Origin of the sequence: Kitasatospora sp. NBC_00070 (assembly GCF_045041205.1) — a bacterium.
Lineage (GTDB): Bacteria > Actinomycetota > Actinomycetes > Streptomycetales > Streptomycetaceae > Kitasatospora.
Genome location: NZ_CP108247.1, coordinates 6,264,370 through 6,278,470, shown reverse-complemented (window position 1 = coordinate 6,278,470; position 14,101 = coordinate 6,264,370). Strand labels below are relative to the sequence as shown.

At 73.9% G+C, this 14,101-nt stretch carries 17 protein-coding genes; 6 read left to right on the top strand and 11 right to left on the bottom strand.

The genetic code is table 11. The annotated features are described in order from the left end of the window. Positions 1-15 precede the first annotated feature (15 nt). The 4 genes from OHV05_RS28570 to OHV05_RS28555 form a co-directional block, all read right to left on the bottom strand. Positions 16-198, bottom strand: coding sequence for a hypothetical protein (locus OHV05_RS28570; protein ID WP_405020228.1), 183 nt, complete (start codon positions 196-198; stop codon positions 16-18). Between the two features lie 156 nt (positions 199-354). Continuing rightward, positions 355-1,983 carry a BCCT family transporter gene (locus OHV05_RS28565; protein ID WP_405020227.1) on the bottom strand — a complete coding sequence of 543 codons (1,629 nt, stop codon included), beginning with the start codon at positions 1,981-1,983 and terminating at the stop codon, positions 355-357. Between the two features lie 114 nt (positions 1,984-2,097). Beyond that, on the bottom strand, positions 2,098-2,715 hold the full coding sequence (locus tag OHV05_RS28560) for a TetR/AcrR family transcriptional regulator (protein WP_403032263.1): 618 nt from the start codon (positions 2,713-2,715) through the stop codon (positions 2,098-2,100). 65 nt (positions 2,716-2,780) lie between these two features. Beyond that, positions 2,781-3,677 carry an acyl-CoA thioesterase gene (locus OHV05_RS28555; RefSeq protein WP_405021566.1) on the bottom strand — a complete coding sequence of 299 codons (897 nt, stop codon included), beginning with the start codon at positions 3,675-3,677 and terminating at the stop codon, positions 2,781-2,783. Positions 3,678-3,768: 91 nt separating this feature from the next. Here OHV05_RS28555 and OHV05_RS28550 point away from each other — a divergent pair, with 91 nt between their 5' ends. After that, positions 3,769-4,284 (top strand): TetR/AcrR family transcriptional regulator, encoded by a 516-nt coding sequence (locus OHV05_RS28550; protein ID WP_405020226.1) that lies wholly within the window; start codon positions 3,769-3,771, stop codon positions 4,282-4,284. Continuing rightward, a complete protein-coding gene (locus OHV05_RS28545) occupies positions 4,284-4,637 on the top strand; it encodes a hypothetical protein (RefSeq protein WP_405020225.1) in 354 nt (117 codons plus the stop codon). Before OHV05_RS28550 ends, OHV05_RS28545 begins: the two co-directional genes overlap by 1 nt. Positions 4,638-4,646: 9 nt before the next feature. Here the strand turns inward: OHV05_RS28545 and OHV05_RS28540 are convergent, their stop codons facing one another. After that, entirely contained in the window at positions 4,647-6,065 is a 1,419-nt protein-coding gene (locus OHV05_RS28540) for a DUF2398 family protein (RefSeq protein ID WP_405020224.1), read from the bottom strand. 139 nt (positions 6,066-6,204) lie between these two features. On the opposite strand from OHV05_RS28540, the gene OHV05_RS28535 reads away from it, so the two are divergent. Together OHV05_RS28535 and OHV05_RS28530 are read left to right on the top strand one after the other, a co-directional pair. Next, a complete protein-coding gene (locus OHV05_RS28535; RefSeq protein ID WP_405020223.1) occupies positions 6,205-7,065 on the top strand; it encodes a sterol desaturase family protein in 861 nt (286 codons plus the stop codon). Next, a complete protein-coding gene (locus OHV05_RS28530; RefSeq protein ID WP_405020222.1) occupies positions 7,062-7,754 on the top strand; it encodes a lysoplasmalogenase in 693 nt (230 codons plus the stop codon). The genes OHV05_RS28535 and OHV05_RS28530 overlap by 4 nt, the downstream gene beginning before the upstream one ends. Before the next feature lie 24 nt (positions 7,755-7,778). On the opposite strand, the gene OHV05_RS28525 is transcribed toward OHV05_RS28530, so the two are convergent. The 4 genes from OHV05_RS28525 to OHV05_RS28510 all read right to left on the bottom strand — a co-directional run bounded on the left by OHV05_RS28525 (position 7,779) and on the right by OHV05_RS28510 (position 11,674). Beyond that, positions 7,779-8,309: a hypothetical protein gene (locus OHV05_RS28525; RefSeq protein WP_405020221.1), complete on the bottom strand. Its 531-nt coding sequence runs from the start codon at positions 8,307-8,309 to the stop codon at positions 7,779-7,781. Between the two features lie 135 nt (positions 8,310-8,444). Further along, complete coding sequence (locus OHV05_RS28520; protein ID WP_405020220.1) at positions 8,445-9,248, bottom strand: exodeoxyribonuclease III; 804 nt, start codon at positions 9,246-9,248, stop codon at positions 8,445-8,447. Between the two features lie 96 nt (positions 9,249-9,344). After that, the gene (gene ggt, locus OHV05_RS28515) at positions 9,345-11,129 is read right to left on the bottom strand and encodes a gamma-glutamyltransferase (RefSeq protein WP_405020219.1); all 1,785 of its coding nucleotides are present in this window, start codon (positions 11,127-11,129) and stop codon (positions 9,345-9,347) included. Between the two features lie 137 nt (positions 11,130-11,266). Next, positions 11,267-11,674: a YybH family protein gene (locus OHV05_RS28510; protein WP_405020218.1), complete on the bottom strand. Its 408-nt coding sequence runs from the start codon at positions 11,672-11,674 to the stop codon at positions 11,267-11,269. A 24-nt stretch (positions 11,675-11,698) separates the two neighbouring features. Between OHV05_RS28510 and OHV05_RS28505 the strand changes: the two genes are divergently transcribed. Both OHV05_RS28505 and OHV05_RS28500 read left to right on the top strand, forming a co-directional pair. After that, positions 11,699-12,088, top strand: a complete 390-nt coding sequence (locus OHV05_RS28505) for a winged helix-turn-helix transcriptional regulator (protein ID WP_405020217.1) — start codon at positions 11,699-11,701, stop codon at positions 12,086-12,088. A 97-nt stretch (positions 12,089-12,185) separates the two neighbouring features. Further along, positions 12,186-12,464 carry a DUF2087 domain-containing protein gene (locus tag OHV05_RS28500; protein WP_405020216.1) on the top strand — a complete coding sequence of 93 codons (279 nt, stop codon included), beginning with the start codon at positions 12,186-12,188 and terminating at the stop codon, positions 12,462-12,464. Between the two features lie 7 nt (positions 12,465-12,471). On the opposite strand, the gene OHV05_RS28495 is transcribed toward OHV05_RS28500, so the two are convergent. Together OHV05_RS28495 and OHV05_RS28490 are read right to left on the bottom strand one after the other, a co-directional pair. Next, on the bottom strand, positions 12,472-12,900 hold the full coding sequence (locus tag OHV05_RS28495; RefSeq protein WP_405020215.1) for a hypothetical protein: 429 nt from the start codon (positions 12,898-12,900) through the stop codon (positions 12,472-12,474). 76 nt (positions 12,901-12,976) lie between these two features. Continuing rightward, positions 12,977-14,077 (bottom strand): ROK family glucokinase, encoded by a 1,101-nt coding sequence (locus OHV05_RS28490; RefSeq protein WP_403032291.1) that lies wholly within the window; start codon positions 14,075-14,077, stop codon positions 12,977-12,979. Positions 14,078-14,101 lie beyond the last annotated feature (24 nt).

The following is a 14,101-nucleotide window of genomic DNA, read 5'->3' as shown; positions in this document are numbered from 1 at the left end:
GCTCGTGCCGAGAGGTCAGCGGCTGGCCGTGGCCACGGTGCCCTGTTGGACGGTCTCGACCGTGGCGGCGACGCCGAGGGATCCGAGGGCGATGGAGGCGGCCACGGCGGCGCAGGCGATCAGGCGGCGGTGCCGCTTGGGGAGCGGGAAGCGCGGCACTTCAAGGGCCAGGGCGGCCGGGGCGGATTGAGCGTTCATGATGGTCAGCATTCCAGGGCGGTGTTAAAGAGTGACGACGCCAGAGTGAAGTCTGGACGGGGGCTGGGCGTCCGGATATCGGTACGGAGGACGGCAGCCCAGGATGGCACCGGGTGACCGCTCCGACGGCGAACGGTCACCCCCGGGCGGCCCAGTTCACTCGGACGGGGGACGCTTCCCGGCCCGGTGGTCGGCCATCGCCTCGCCGACCGCGACCCGGACCGCGTCCCGCAGCCCGTGCGCCGCGTGCAGCCGGGACGGCCCGGCCGCCGGGTCCTCCCGGAGCTCGCGGACCAGCGCCAGACAGAGCAGCAGCATCACCACCACGAACGGCAGCGCGACCAGGATGGTGGCGTTCTGCAGCGCGGTCAGGCCGCCGGCCAGCAGCAGGGCGGCGGCCACGCCGCCCATCAGCACGCCCCAGACCACCACCAGCCAGGTCTTCGGGTGCAGCGAACCCCGGCTGGAGAGCGAGCCCAGCACCAGCGAGGCGGAGTCGGCGCTGGTGATGAAGAAGGTCATCACCAGCAGCACCGCGATCACGCTGGTGACCCCGCCCAGCGGCAGCGACCTGAGCATCTCGAACAGCGAGGCCTCGGCCCCCTGCGGGATGGTGCCGACCAGGTCGGCGGCGCCGGTGGAGTCCAGCCGGATCGCGGTGCCGCCCATCACGCAGAACCAGAGCACGGTGGCGCCGCTGGGCACCAGGAGCACACCGAGCAGGAACTGACGGATCGTCCGGCCGCGCGAGATGCGCGCGATGAAGGTGCCGACGAACGGGGCCCAGGAGAGCCACCAGGCCCAGTAGAAGATGGTCCAGGAGCCGAGCCAGGTCTCGTCGGTGAAGGCGCCGGTCTGGGTGGCCATCCCGGTCAGGTCGGCGAGGTAACCGCCGACCGTGGAGGGGATCGCGTCCAGCACGTAGACCGAGGGGCCGAACACGAAGACGAACAGCATGATCAGACAGGCCAGCACCACGTTGGCGGTGGAGAGCCACTTGACGCCCTTGTGCACGCCGGAGAAGGCGGACAGCACGAAGGCGGCGGTCAGCGAGCCGATGATGATCAGTTGGACGTTCTCGCTGGACTTGACCGAGGTGATGTAGCCGAGGCCGTCGGCCACCTGGAGCGCGCCGAGGCCCAGGCTGGTGGCGGAGCCGAAGACGGTGGCGAAGACCGCCAGCAGGTCGATCGCCCGGCCGGGCCAGCCGTCCGCGCCCTTGGTGCCGATCAGCGGGACGAAGGCGGCGCTGATCCGGTTGCCCCGGCCCTTGCGGAAGGTCGTGTACGCCAGGGCCAGGCCGCCGACCGCGTAGATCGCCCACGGGTGCAGGGTCCAGTGGAACAGCGAGAACTCCAGCGCCGACTGCGCGGCGGCCGGCGTCCTCGGCTCGATCCCGGAGCCGGGCTGCGGTGCGGCGTACAGCTGGAGCGGCTCGCCGACGCCGTAGAACATCAGGCCGATGCCCATGCCCGCGCTGAACATCATCGCGATCCAGGCCAGCGTGTCGAACTCCGGCTCCTCGTCGTCCCGGCCGAGCCTGATCCGGCCGAACCGGCTGAACGCCAGCAGCACGGTGAGCACCAGGAAGACGTCGGCGGCCACCACGAACAGCCAGCCGAAGTTGTGCAGCACCCAGCCGAGCGCGCTGCCCGAGGTCCGGCCGAGCGAGTCCGCCGCGAAGACGCCCCAGGCGACCACCCCGAGCACCGCGACGGCGCTCACCCCGAACACCACCTTGTCGGTGGGCAGGGTGGCTCTGGGCTCCTCGGGCTGACTGCTCATCAACTGACTCCGGCAGGGCTGCGGTCGGACAATAGCTACATTTCGTACTATGTCCGCCGAACCGTGCCGGAGCAGGCAGGACGCGCCGGGCGGCCCGCCCCCGCTGACGAGCGGTCAGGCCGCCTCGTAGGGCGTCAGGACCAGCCGGACCACGTCCTCCAGCCGGCGGCGGGCGTCGTCCAGGGTGGTCCGGCCGGTCACCCAGGCGGTCAGCTCGCCCTGCCAGGAGTGGCCGACGATGTGCCGCACCAGCTCACCGGCGGCCGGGGGCAGCCGGGGGCCGACCGCGTCCAGCGCCGCCCGGTCGGCCCGGGCCAGCGACTGCAGCGTCTCGCTGGCGAACGGGTCGGTCGAGGCGGCCACCGCGACCCGGAGCCGGGCCAGTTGGGGCTGCCGCTGGTAGGCCCGCATGCCGTTGCGGACGAACCGCACCACACGGTCGGTCTCGGCCGGCCCGTGCCGGGCGCCGCGCTGCTCGGCGACCAGGTCGGCGAGCAGCAGGCGGTGCCAGTCCGCGATCGCGGCGGCGAGCAGGTGGTCCTTGGAGGAGAAGTACCGGTAGGCGGTGCCGAGGGCCACTCCCGAGCGCTCGCAGACGTGTTTCATCTGGAGTCGCTCCACCCCGGCCTCGTTCACCAGCGCGAGGGCGGCCGAGATCAGGCTGTTGCGGCGTTCGAGCTGACGGGGCGACATCGCCTCCACCGGCCTTGGTGACAGGTCAACCTTGGTCACCCGCACCATGATACGGGCCGGGATCGCTCGGGCGAACGGGGCCTGAACAGGCCCGGGGCACGGTACTAGGTCCGGCGCTCGCGGAGCAGGGCCTCCTGGACGGCGGAGGCCACCAGGTTCCCCTGCCGGTCGTAGAACTCGCCGTGCGCCAGCCCCCGACCGTCCGAGGCGGACGGGCTGCGCTGGGCGAACAGCAGCCACTCGTCGGCCCGGAACGGGCGGTGGAACCACATCGCGTGGTCCAGCGAGGCGAGCATGATCCGGGCCGGGGCGGTGCGCTGGATCCGGTGCGGCTGCACGGTCAGCACGGTGGTGGAGGCCAGCGTCAGGTCGGACAGGTAGGTCAGCGCGCACACGTGCAGCAGCGGGTCGCCCTCGGGCAGCGGGCTGCCGGTCCGCAGCCAGACGAACTGCTGTGGGGCGCCGGGGAGTTCGGGTGGCAGACCGGGTGTGCCGGTCGGCACGAAGCGCAGGTCCAGGGTGCGGAAGGCACTCTCCCGGTAGTCCTTCGGCGCCGCCTCGGCCCAGGCCTGGAACGGGTCCGGCAGCTCCTCGGGGCCGGGCACCAGGGGCATCGCGGACTGCCTGGCCCCCGGGGTCGGCTCCGGGAACTTGAACGAGGCGGAGAGCGTGAAGATCACCTCGTCGTGCTGAACCGCCGTCACCCGCCGGGTGGCGTACGAGAAACCGTCCCTGGCCCGGTCCACCTGGTAGTCGATCGGGTGCCGGGGGTCGCCCGGGCGGAGGAAGTAGCCGTGCAGCGAGTGCACCTGCCGCTCGGCCTCCACCGTCCGCCCGGCGGCGGTCAGCGCCTGGGCGGCCACCTGCCCGCCGAACGCGCGCATCGGCGCTCCGGCGTGGCAGCGGCCACGGAACAGGTTCTCGTCCAGCTGCTCGATCCGGAGCAGGTCGACGAAGGAACCGGCCGTCTCTCCGGCCTCGGGCACTCCGCTGGCGTCCATCACGCCGCACAGCGTACGCCATGGGTAGTGGAACAGGTTTCAGGAATGTTCGTTCTTGACCGATCGTTCCTCAACTCCTAGGCTGACCGGCATGGGAAGACCACGCGCTTTCGACGAGGACGAGACCGTCCGGGCCGCCGCCCGGCTGTTCGCCGACCGGGGCTTCGACGGGACGTCGGTCGACGACCTGGTGCAGGGGCTCGGCGTCCACCGGGGCAGCCTCTACAAGGTGTTCGGCAGCAAGCGCGGCCTCTACCTGGCCGCCCTCCGGCAGCACCTGGACCACGAGATCCTGCCGCTGACCACCGCCCTGGCGGCGGTCGGCCACCCCGGCACCGCGCTGCACCGGGCGGTCGCCGCGTTCGACGGCGGCCCGGCGGCCGGCCTGCTGCTGCTCGCGGCGGCCGAGCGGGCCCCGCACGACCCCGAGGTCGCCGCCCTGGTGGCCGAGGGGCTGACCGCCCTGGAGCGGGCGCTCGGCGATCCGCCGCTGGCCCCCGCCCTGGTGGCGGCCGTACTCGGCCTGCGGCTGCGCGCCCGGGCGGGCGGCGGCGACGGGGCGGACGCCGCCCTGGCACTCACCGACCAGCTGAAGGAGCAGAACTGATGGCACGTGTTTCGGTGACCGGCGACACCCTCACCGTCGAGGTCGAGGGGCTGGACAGGCTCTGGGCCGTGAAGAGCCGGATCGAGATCCCGCTGTCCAACGTCCGGGGCGCCACCGCCGACCCCGGCATCGTCCGGGAGCCCAAGGGCGTGCGGGCACCCGGCACCCACCTCCCTGGCGTGATCGTCGCGGGCACCTTCCACCGCCAGGGCGAGAAGGTGTTCTGGGACGTCAGGAACCCGAACCTGGCCGTGGTGATCGAGCTCTCCGACGAGAAGTACACCCGCCTGGTGGTGGAGGTCGCCGACCCGCGCGCCACCGTCGCCCTGATCGAGCAGGCCCTGCGCGGCTGACCCGCCGGGTCAGCCGACCACCAGCGGCCGGGAGTGCCGCCCCGAGCCCGGCGGCTGCGGGAGCTCCGCCTCCGGCGCGTAGCGGGCGGCCGGTGCCCGGAGCAGCCAGGCCCGCCCCGCCGGGGCGATCAGCTGCATCCGGTGCAGCAGGTCCAGCGCGTCCCGCCGAAAGGCCGTCAGGTCGGCCAGGTAGTCCCGCCGCCAGCCGGCCCGCAGGCCGTACTCGTCGGTGACGTCGCCGAGCGCGCCGTCTATCAGGGCGTCCGGGATCAGCACGGCCGGCGGCGCGGCCTCGCCGGACAGCGGGCGCAGCTCCTCCACCAGCCGGACGGCCAGCAGCAGCGCCGCCTGCGCCAGGGTCCCGGTGCCGGGCAGCGCCAGGTCGGTCAGCTCGTCGGCCGGGTCCAGCAGGGCGACGCCCTCGGCCCGGACCTCCGCCTCCAGGCCGAGGAAGTCGGCGAACAGCTCGGCCTCCGGCTCCAGCCGCCCCTGCAGCCACTGCCGCTGCTCCGGCGTCAGCTCGTCCAGCAGCACCACCGGTGTCTCGGCCAGCCGCCGCCGGACCGCCAGCGCCGGGCCGACCGGCGCCGGTGCCGGCAGCGGGGCGAGTGCCCTGGCCAGCTCCGGGTCCGGCTGCCCGGTGGCCGTCAGCACCTGCCACTCGACCAGCTGCTGACGGACCCCCGGCAGCTCGAGCCCGGCCGGCCGGTGCTCGGCCAGCGCCGCCAGCGCGAGCACCAGGGCGGCGTACGACTCCGGGGTCCAGGCGGCCCCGGCGACCAGGGCGGGCGCGCGGCCGGGCAGCGGTGCCTTGTGCAGGCGGGCGTACCGGGCGCCGACGGTCAGCGGGTAGCCGAGCACGGTGGCGAACCGCTCGGTCAGCCAGCCAGCGTGACGGACGATCAGCGGGAAGCCCGCGCCGTGCGGGCCGTCTGCGGTGACCAGCGGCTGGGCGGCGAGCAGCCGGGCGGCGGTCCGGCGCTCGACCGCGATCTCCTCCGGGGTGCCGCCCGGGGCGTGCTCGGGCTTGCGGTGCCGGCCGCGCCGCCCGTCGGCGGCGGGGGCGCCGCGCCGGGCCGGCAGCGCACCGCGCCGGGCGCCCTCCCGGGGCCGCAGGCCCGCCGGGTGATGCACCGTCGGACCGTGCCACCAGCTCAGCTCGGCCCCGGCCTTCGACCCCTCCGGCAACGCACCGCCCAGGTGCCGGGCGCCGTACAGACCGAACGCGGCGGTGAACAGCTCGTCGGCCTCCTGCGGCCCGGCGGCCGCCAGCCGGCCGGCCAACAGCTCGGCCGCACCCCGGCCGCTGCCCTGCGCGGGCACTCCGGCGATCGCGTCGGCGGTGAGCCGCCCCGCCCCCGTCGCGCGTCCGCCCGTCGCCACCGTCGGTGCCTCCCCGGCCCCGACCGTGTCCTCGTACCGCTCCATGTCGCCCACCAGAGTAGACGGTGCCCAAGCCCACCTGGGGCACCCGACCCACGTTCCGGCCGATTCCCGCCGTACTCTCACCTACGCGTCGGTAACAACCCCTTCCGCAGGCCGCCAGGTGTCACCTATCGTCCTGGGCATGCCGAACCTGCCCAACGTCGTGCTGTGGTCGATACCCGCCTTCGTGCTGCTCACCGTCCTGGAGGTGGTCTCCTACCGCTTCCACCCCGACGAGGAGGAGCAGGGGTACACCGCCAAGGACACCGCGACCAGCCTGACCATGGGCCTGGGCAGTCTGGCCTTCGACGCCGCCTGGAAGATCCCGATCGTGGCGATCTACTCCGGGCTGTACGAGCTGACGCCGCTCCGGATACCCGTGCTCTGGTGGACGGTGCCGCTGATGCTGCTGGCGCAGGACTTCTTCTACTACTGGTCGCACCGGGGCCACCACGTGATCCGGATCCTCTGGGCCTGCCACGTGGTGCACCACTCCAGCAAGCACTACAACCTCTCCACCGCGCTGCGGCAGCCCTGGACCAGCGCGACCACCTGGGTGTTCTACGTCCCGATGATCCTGGCCGGGGTGCACCCCGCCGCGCTGGCGTTCTGCTCCTCGGCCAACCTGGTCTACCAGTTCTGGATCCACACCGAGCGGATCGACCGGCTGCCCCGCCCGGTCGAGTTCGTCTTCAACACGCCCTCGCACCACCGGGTGCACCACGCCTCGCAGGGCGGCTACCTGGACCGCAACTTCGGCGGCATCCTGATCGTCTTCGACCGGCTGTTCGGCTCGTTCACGCCCGAGACCACCAAGCCGGTCTACGGGCTCACCAAGAACCTGAGCACCCACAACCCGCTGCGGGTGGCCACCCACGAGTACGCCTCGATCGCCCGTGACCTGGCCGCCGCCACCAGCTGGCGCGACCGGTTCCGCCACCTCGTCAACGGCCCCGGCTGGCAGCCGGGCCCCACCGACCGCCCGGAGGGCACCACCGCATGACCATCACCGGCCGACTCCGCACCGCCCGCGGCCTGCTCTCCACCTTCGCGGCCACCTCCGCCGTCCACCTGGGGGCGATCGCCACCGGCGCGAGCGCGGTCCAGCACGCCACCAAGCCCGCGCTGATGCCGCTGCTGGCGGGGTGGGTGGCGGCCCGGGCGGAGCACGCGCCGAAGCTCTTGGTGCCGGCGCTGGCGTTCAGCACCGGCGGGGACGTGCTGCTCCAGGTCGGCGGGGAGGCCGCGTTCCTGGCCGGAATGGGCTCCTTCGCGGCGGCGCACCTCTGCTACGTGACGATGTTCGTGAAGCTCGGGGCGCTGGAGGACCGCCGGCGCACGGTGCTCGTCGCGCTGGCGTACGCGGCGGCCTGGGGCGTGATGATCAGTCAGCTCTGGCCCGGGCTCGGCGACCTGAAGATCCCGGTCGCGGTCTACAGCCTGCTGCTCTCCTCGACCGCGGTCAGCTCGGCCGGCCTGGGCTGGCGGACCGGCCTGGGCGGGGCGCTGTTCCTGCTCTCGGACACCCTGATCGCCACCGAGCTGGCCGAGTGGAAGGCGCTGCCCGGGCACGGCGTCTGGGTCATGGCGACCTACCTCGCGGCCCAGTACCTGCTGGCCGAGGGCACCGTCCGGGCCACCCGGCCGGAGAACGTACCGCTCAGCGCCCCGCTGGCGACGGCGGGGCGCTGACGGCGGTGCTGCGCTGACGCCGGATCAGAGGGCGGTCCGGCGCCGGAGCAGCCAGAAACCGCCGACCCCGGCGCTGACCAGGGCACCACCGGTGACCAGTTCGGCCGGGCTGGTCCGGACCGACCCGCCCAGGCCGGTCTTCACCGGGCCGGTCGGCAGCTTGCCGCCGCCCTCGTGGGCGGCGGCGGTCTGGACCTCGACCGCGCCGGTGAAGGTGTCGCCGTTCGGGCAGCTGCCGTCGATGCCCCAGCTGGAGCCCTTGGGCGTCTTGCCGGCGAACTCCTCCTTCGAGGCGAGCAGCGCCTTCCCGCTGTACTTGCCGTCCGGGCCGACCGTGAGGGTCGCGCTGCCGGTGGAGAACGCCTGCGAGTTGGCGGTGATGGTCTTCACCGAGCTGGTCTCGCAGGTGACGCTCACCGTCACGCTCTGGCCGGGCCCCGCCTCGGCGGGGTGCACCCAGGCCGGCTCGACGCTCTTGGCCGAGGCCGGCCCGGCCGCGATCGCCAGCAGGGCGGCGGCGCCCAGCACTGTGGTGGCCGTACGCGAAGCGCGCATGCCGTACCTCCAGGTTCTCGGGTGCAGCACGGGGACCCCGTCGTCCACGTATTCGAACAGCTACACCCCGTCACCTGTGACGCTAGGCAGACCCACCCCGGACGGCCACCCATCGGGCCCATCCGGGGGGCGCACTCAGAGGTCGAGGTCCACCACCACCGGCGCGTGGTCGGAGGTGCCCTTGCCCTTGCGCGCCTCCCGGTCCACATAGCTGTCCGTCACCGCGTCGGCGAACGGCTTGTTGGCGTAGGTGAGGTCGATCCGCATGCCGAGGTTCTTCGGGAAGCCGAGCCCCCGGTAGTCCCAGAAGGTGTACGGGCGGTCGTACTTGAGCGCGCGCGGCATGACGTCCGCCAGGCCGGCCTCGCGCAGGGCGGCCAGCGCGGCCCGCTCGGCGGGGGTGACGTGGGTCAGCCCGGCGAACACGGCCGGGTCGTGGACGTCCTCGTCGGTGGGGGCCACGTTGAAGTCGCCGAGCACCGCGAACGGGCGCTCGCCGGCCGCGTCCTCCAGCACCGCCTTCCGGAGTGCCTCGAACCACTCCAGCTTGTACTGGTAGTGCGCGTGGTCCACCTCGCGGCCGTTCGGCACGTAGACCGACCAGACCCGGACCGGACCGCAGGTGGCGGCGATCGCCCGGGGCTCGGTGTCCGGGATCAGCGCGCCGTCGGCCAGGAAGCCGGGCTGCTCGGGCAGGTCGCGGACGACGTCCTCCAGACCGATCCTGGAGACGATCGCGACGCCGTTCCACCGGCCGGTGCCGTGGGCGGCGGTCTCGTAGCCGAGCTCCTTGACCGCCTCGTACGGGAAGGCGTCCGAAGCGCACTTGAGCTCCTGGAGGCAGAGCACGTCGGGCTTGGCCGACTCCAGCCACTCCAGCAGCTTGGGCAGCCGTGCGGTGACGGAGTTGATGTTCCAGGTGGCGATGCGGACGGTCACGGCTGGCGGCCTTCCCGATGGGTGCTTCGGACGAGGGTGGGCACCCGCAGGGGTGCCCACCTCCGAACATACCGCCAGACACCGACAGGGCAGGGTCTAGCGCGTCGGGTGCACGACGGCGGCCGAGCCGCCGCCGCGGCGGGTGGGCTCGGCGGCCGCGATCCAGCGGCCGTCGGGCAGGCGCTCGACCCCGGTCGCGGCACCGATCTCCGGATTGAGCACGAAGCTGTGGCCGAGCGCCTCCAGGCCGACCCGCTCCGGGCTCGCCAGGAAGGCCGGTTCGGCCTGGCTGGCGGCGGTGTTGCGCTGGCTGGCGCGGGGGGCGGCGATCGCCTGTTCCAGCGTCAGGCCCCGGTCCAGGCGGCCGAGCAGCACCTGCAGCACGGTGGTGATGATGGTCGAACCGCCGGGCGTGCCGACCGCGACCACCGGCTTGCCGTTCTTCAGCACCATGGTCGGCGAGATCGAGGAGCGCGGCCGCTTGCCGGGCCCGGGCAGGTTGGGGTCGGGCACCCCGGCGGTGGCGGGCGCGAAGGAGAAGTCGGTCAGCTCGTTGTTGAGCAGGAAGCCCCGGCCCGGCACGGTCAGGCCGCTGCCGCCGGTCTGCTCCAGGGTCAGCGTGTACGCGACCACGTTGCCCCAACGGTCGGCCACCGTCAGGTGGGTGGTGCTCGGGCCCTCGTGGGTCTCCGGCACCGCCTGGCCACCGGTCGCGCAGGCCGCCGGGTGGTACGGGTCGCCGGGGGCGAGCGGGCTGGTCAGCGCCTTGGCCGGGTCGATCAGGCAGGCCCGGGCGGCGGTGAACTCGTCGCTCAGCAGTTGCCGGGTCGGCACCTGGGAGAACGCCGGGTCGCCGACCCAGCGGCCCCGGTCGGCGAACGCGATCCGGCTGGAGTCCAGGTACCGGTGCAGGTACTGGGTGGCGCTCACCGCGCCGAGGTCGCTGTGCTCCAGGATGCCGAGCGCCTCGCCGACGGTGGTCCCGCCGGAGGAGGACGGCGCCATCCCGTAGACGTCGTAGCCCCGGTAGTCGACGTGGGTGGGCTGACGGCGGATCACCCGGTAGTCGGCCAGGTCCTTGCGGTCGACCCTGCCGGGCCGGGCGTTCCAGCCGGAGGCCGGGTCGACCGGCGGGTGCTGGAGGGTGCGCACGATGTCGTCGGCCAGCGCGCCCCGGTACAGCGTCTGCACCCCCTTGCGGCCCAGCTCCCGGTAGGTGGCGGCGAGTTCGGGGTTGCGGAAGGTCGAGCCGAGCACCGGGAGCTTGCCGCCGGGCAGGAACAGCTTGCTGGTGTCGGGGAAGGCCCGGAACCTGGTCTCGTTCAGCGCGGTCTGGTCCACGAAGGTCTGGTCGACGGTGAACCCGCGGTCCGCCAGCTTGACGGCCGGCTTGAGGACCTCGTCCAGGTCCCGGCTCCCCCACAGCTCCAGTGCCTGCGCCCAGGTGGCCGGTGCGCCGGGCACCCCGACGCTCAGGCCGCTGGTCACGGCGTCGGCGAAGGCCAGTGGCGCGCCGTTCTCCTGGAACAGCGTCTCCCCCGCCGTCCGCCCGGCCACCTCGCGGCCGTCCAGGGTCTCCACCCGCCCGGTGCGGGCGTCGTAGTGGACGAAGTAGCCGCCCCCGCCGATGCCCGCCGAGTACGGCTCGGCGACCCCGAGCGCGGCGGCGGTGGCCACGGCGGCGTCCACCGCGTTGCCGCCGCGCCGCAGCACCTCCAGGCCGGCGGCGGTGGCGTCGGCGTCCACGCTGGCCACCGCGCCGCCCCAGCCGACGGCCTCGGGCACCTTGGGCGGCGGGCCGCTCTGGGCCTGCGCGGGAGTGGCCAGGGCACAGATCAGCGCACCCGCAAGGGTCAGCGGGGCCAGTCCGGAAAGTCTCATGGAATCCTCCTGATAGGCCGTCAACTCATGGTTCTTTCACAGTCGACGCCCTCCCCACAACAGCGGCTTCGCGCCACGGCGGCCGAGTCGCACTGGCTTCCGGACAGCCCCGCCGGATTGCGGCGGGGCGGGGCGCCCTACCGGGTCGCGGTGCCGAACGGGTTGTCGATCAGGTAGCGCCAGAAGCCGTCGGGGCCCCGGCGGGCGACGTCGGTGGCGGTGCCGGTGAGGTCGACGGGGTTGCCCTCGGGGTCGAGGCCGGCGATGGTCCAGTCGACGACCAGCAGGGCGATGTCCTCGACGGTGTAGACGTGCCGGGGGTGGACGGTGATCGGGAGACCGAGGGCGAGGAACCGCACGGTGGCGGAGTGGATCCCGTCGCCGGTGACCGGGTGGCCGGGCTCGGGGACGAAGACCGCGCCGGGCGCGTAGACCTGCCGGACCAGCGCGGGGTCACCGGAGTTGAACGCGGCGGCGAACACGGCCGGGTGTTGCCCGGCGTCGGTGGTGAGGGCGAGAGTGGGGGCATGAGCGGAAGTGGTCATGGCGGCAGTGAACCCGGCGGCGGCGTGGCTCACCAAAGGGAAACCCACGCGGAGCGGGGCTGGGACGCCGAGTTGGTGCCGGACGAACGCGGCCGCACCGGCCGGCCGGAGGCCGGCTGCCCGGTGGAGCTGGCGCTGGCCGCGGTCTCCGGCCGGTGGACCACCCTGGTGCTGCGGGAGCTGATGCACGGGCCGCACGCCTTCGGCGACCTCCGGGACCGGCTGCCGGAGATCAGCCCGAAGGTGCTGACGGAGCGCCTGCGGGTGCTGGAGGAACGCCGGCTGGTGGTCCGTCAGCGGCTGCGCGGCTTCCCGGTCCGCACCCGGTACGAGCTGACGGCCGCCGGGCGGGCGCTGCGGCCGCTGCTGGTGGAGCTGTACCGGACGGGCACCGCGATCGGCGCGGCCGGCTAGTGCCGTGCCCGCCGGGTGTCGGGGTGCCGGGGTGCCGGGGTGCCGGCGGGACAAAACGGCTTGCCCGGGACCGCCCGGCCGGGAGAGGCTGCCGCCCATGTCCGATACCGGTACCAGCACGTCGCGCGGGGTGTCCGCGCTCTTCACCGCCCAGGGGCGGCTGACCGCGATCCCGCGCAAGCCCGCCCGGCGGGAGCAGTTGCTCACCCATCTCGCGCACACGCTGTTCGAGCCCGGGCGGGAGTACGGCGAGCGGGAGGTCAACGAGGCGCTGCTGACGGTGCACGAGGACTTCTCCGCACTGCGCCGGTACCTGGTGATCGCCGGACTGCTGGAGCGGACCAGGGACGGCGGCAGCTACCGCCGGGCCGGCTGACGCCGGGTCAGACGGTGGCGGTCGCCGGGTAGGCGTCGCGCAGGTCCTCGCGGTCGGCGGCGGAGAGCGCCTCGGCCGGGCCCCGGCGGCGGTCGCGGCGGCCGGAGACGGCGGACAGCACGGTCAGCAGGACGGCGGCGGCCAGGCCCGCGTACCGGACCGGGCTGCCGGCCCCGAGCAGCAGGCCGAGCAGGCCGAAGGTCAGCACACCGGACAGCACCGGGAGCACCCGCAAGGTGGACTCGGCCGTGATCCCGACCGCGAGCGGCAGGGCCGCCAGCGCGGGGAGCAGGAGCAGGGCGACCGCACCGACCGGGGCCCGCTCACCGAGCAGCAGCCCGTCGGCCAGGGCGAAGGCGGCACAGAGCAGCAGACCTGCCCACCGCCCGGTGCTCACCCGGGGAATGCCGTACCGGAGCTTCGATATCGCTGCCACAGGCGGATGCTAGCCGGGCTTTCCCCGGCGCAGAAGATCTGTAGGCGTAACTATTGGGGAACTCTGCGGGCCGGGGTCACCCGGTGACCGCGCGCTCCACCCGGTGCCGCTTGATGGTCCGGAACCGCCGGGCCACCTGCCGGGCCAGGTCGGCCGCGCCGACCAGTCCGGCGTCGTTGCCCAGCGCCGCGTGCACGATCTCGGCCTCGGGCCGGAAGCCGCGCCCGGTCAGCGTGCGCCGGAAGGCGTTCCGGGCCGGTGCGAGCAGCAGCTCCCCCGACTCGGAGACCCCGCCGCCGATCACGAACCGTCCGGGGTCCAGCGCCGCCGCCAGGTTGGCGATGCCGACGCCCAGCCAGGTGCCCACCTCGTAGAGCAGCTCGGTGGCGACCGGGTCGCCGCCCCGGGCCGCCTCGGTGATCAGCGGGCCGGTCAGCCCGGCCGCCGTGCCGCCCGCCAGCGCGAGCAGCGGCTGCACCACCGGCGACTCCTCGGCCACCAGCTCCCGGGCGTCCCGGACCAGCGCGTTGCCGGAGGAGTACTGCTCCCAGCAGCCCCGGTTGCCGCACGGGCAGCGGTGCCCGCCGGGCACCACCTGCATGTGCCCGAACTCCCCGGCCAGCCCGTACTTGCCCCGGTCCACGTAGCCGTCCCTGACCTGGGCGCCGCCGATGCCGGTGCCCAGGGTGAGCATCACCATGTGCTCCTCGCCCCGCCCGGCGCCGAACCGCCACTCGGCCCAGGCGGCCGCGTTGGCGTCGTTCTCCACCACCACCGGGAACCGCAGCCGGGCGCTCAGCGCCTCCCGCAGCGGCTCGTTCCGCCAGTTCAGGTGCGGGGCGAACAGCACCCGGGAGCGCTCCGCGTCCACCCAGCCGGCCGCGCCGACGCCGACCGCGTGCACGTCGTGCCGGTCCGCCAGCTGGAGCACCAGGTCGACGATCACGTCCTCGACCACCCGGGGGCTCTTGCTCTTGTCGGGGGTGTCGGTGCGCAGCCGCTCCAGCACTTTGCCCTCGCCGTCCACCACTCCGGCCACCACCTTGGTACCGCCGATGTCCACCCCGACCGTGGGCAGCCGCAGGATGCTCGCGGGCAGCGACCGCCGCCGCCGCTCGGCCCGGGGGCCGATGCCGAGCAGGGTGGGCAGGACGGCGGGGCGCTGCGGGGTGCTCACAGGTGCTCCTTCAACCGGGTCGGG

What these genes read in the sequence shown, in the direction of transcription:
- OHV05_RS28570 (WP_405020228.1), bottom strand. Translation starts at nt 198, where the DNA reads ATGAACGCTCAATCCGCCCCGGCCGCCCTGGCCCTTGAAGTGCCGCGC.
- OHV05_RS28565 (WP_405020227.1), bottom strand. Translation starts at nt 1,983, where the DNA reads ATGAGCAGTCAGCCCGAGGAGCCCAGAGCCACCCTGCCCACCGACAAG.
- OHV05_RS28555 (WP_405021566.1), bottom strand. Translation starts at nt 3,677, where the DNA reads ATGGACGCCAGCGGAGTGCCCGAGGCCGGAGAGACGGCCGGTTCCTTC.
- OHV05_RS28510 (WP_405020218.1), bottom strand. Translation starts at nt 11,674, where the DNA reads ATGACCACTTCCGCTCATGCCCCCACTCTCGCCCTCACCACCGACGCC.
- OHV05_RS28500 (WP_405020216.1), top strand. Translation starts at nt 12,186, where the DNA reads ATGTCCGATACCGGTACCAGCACGTCGCGCGGGGTGTCCGCGCTCTTC.
- OHV05_RS28540 (WP_405020224.1), bottom strand. Translation starts at nt 6,065, where the DNA reads ATGGAGCGGTACGAGGACACGGTCGGGGCCGGGGAGGCACCGACGGTG.
- ggt (WP_405020219.1), bottom strand. Translation starts at nt 11,129, where the DNA reads ATGAGACTTTCCGGACTGGCCCCGCTGACCCTTGCGGGTGCGCTGATC.
- OHV05_RS28545 (WP_405020225.1), top strand. Translation starts at nt 4,284, where the DNA reads ATGGCACGTGTTTCGGTGACCGGCGACACCCTCACCGTCGAGGTCGAG.
- OHV05_RS28535 (WP_405020223.1), top strand. Translation starts at nt 6,205, where the DNA reads ATGCCGAACCTGCCCAACGTCGTGCTGTGGTCGATACCCGCCTTCGTG.
- OHV05_RS28550 (WP_405020226.1), top strand. Translation starts at nt 3,769, where the DNA reads ATGGGAAGACCACGCGCTTTCGACGAGGACGAGACCGTCCGGGCCGCC.
- OHV05_RS28525 (WP_405020221.1), bottom strand. Translation starts at nt 8,309, where the DNA reads ATGCGCGCTTCGCGTACGGCCACCACAGTGCTGGGCGCCGCCGCCCTG.
- OHV05_RS28530 (WP_405020222.1), top strand. Translation starts at nt 7,062, where the DNA reads ATGACCATCACCGGCCGACTCCGCACCGCCCGCGGCCTGCTCTCCACC.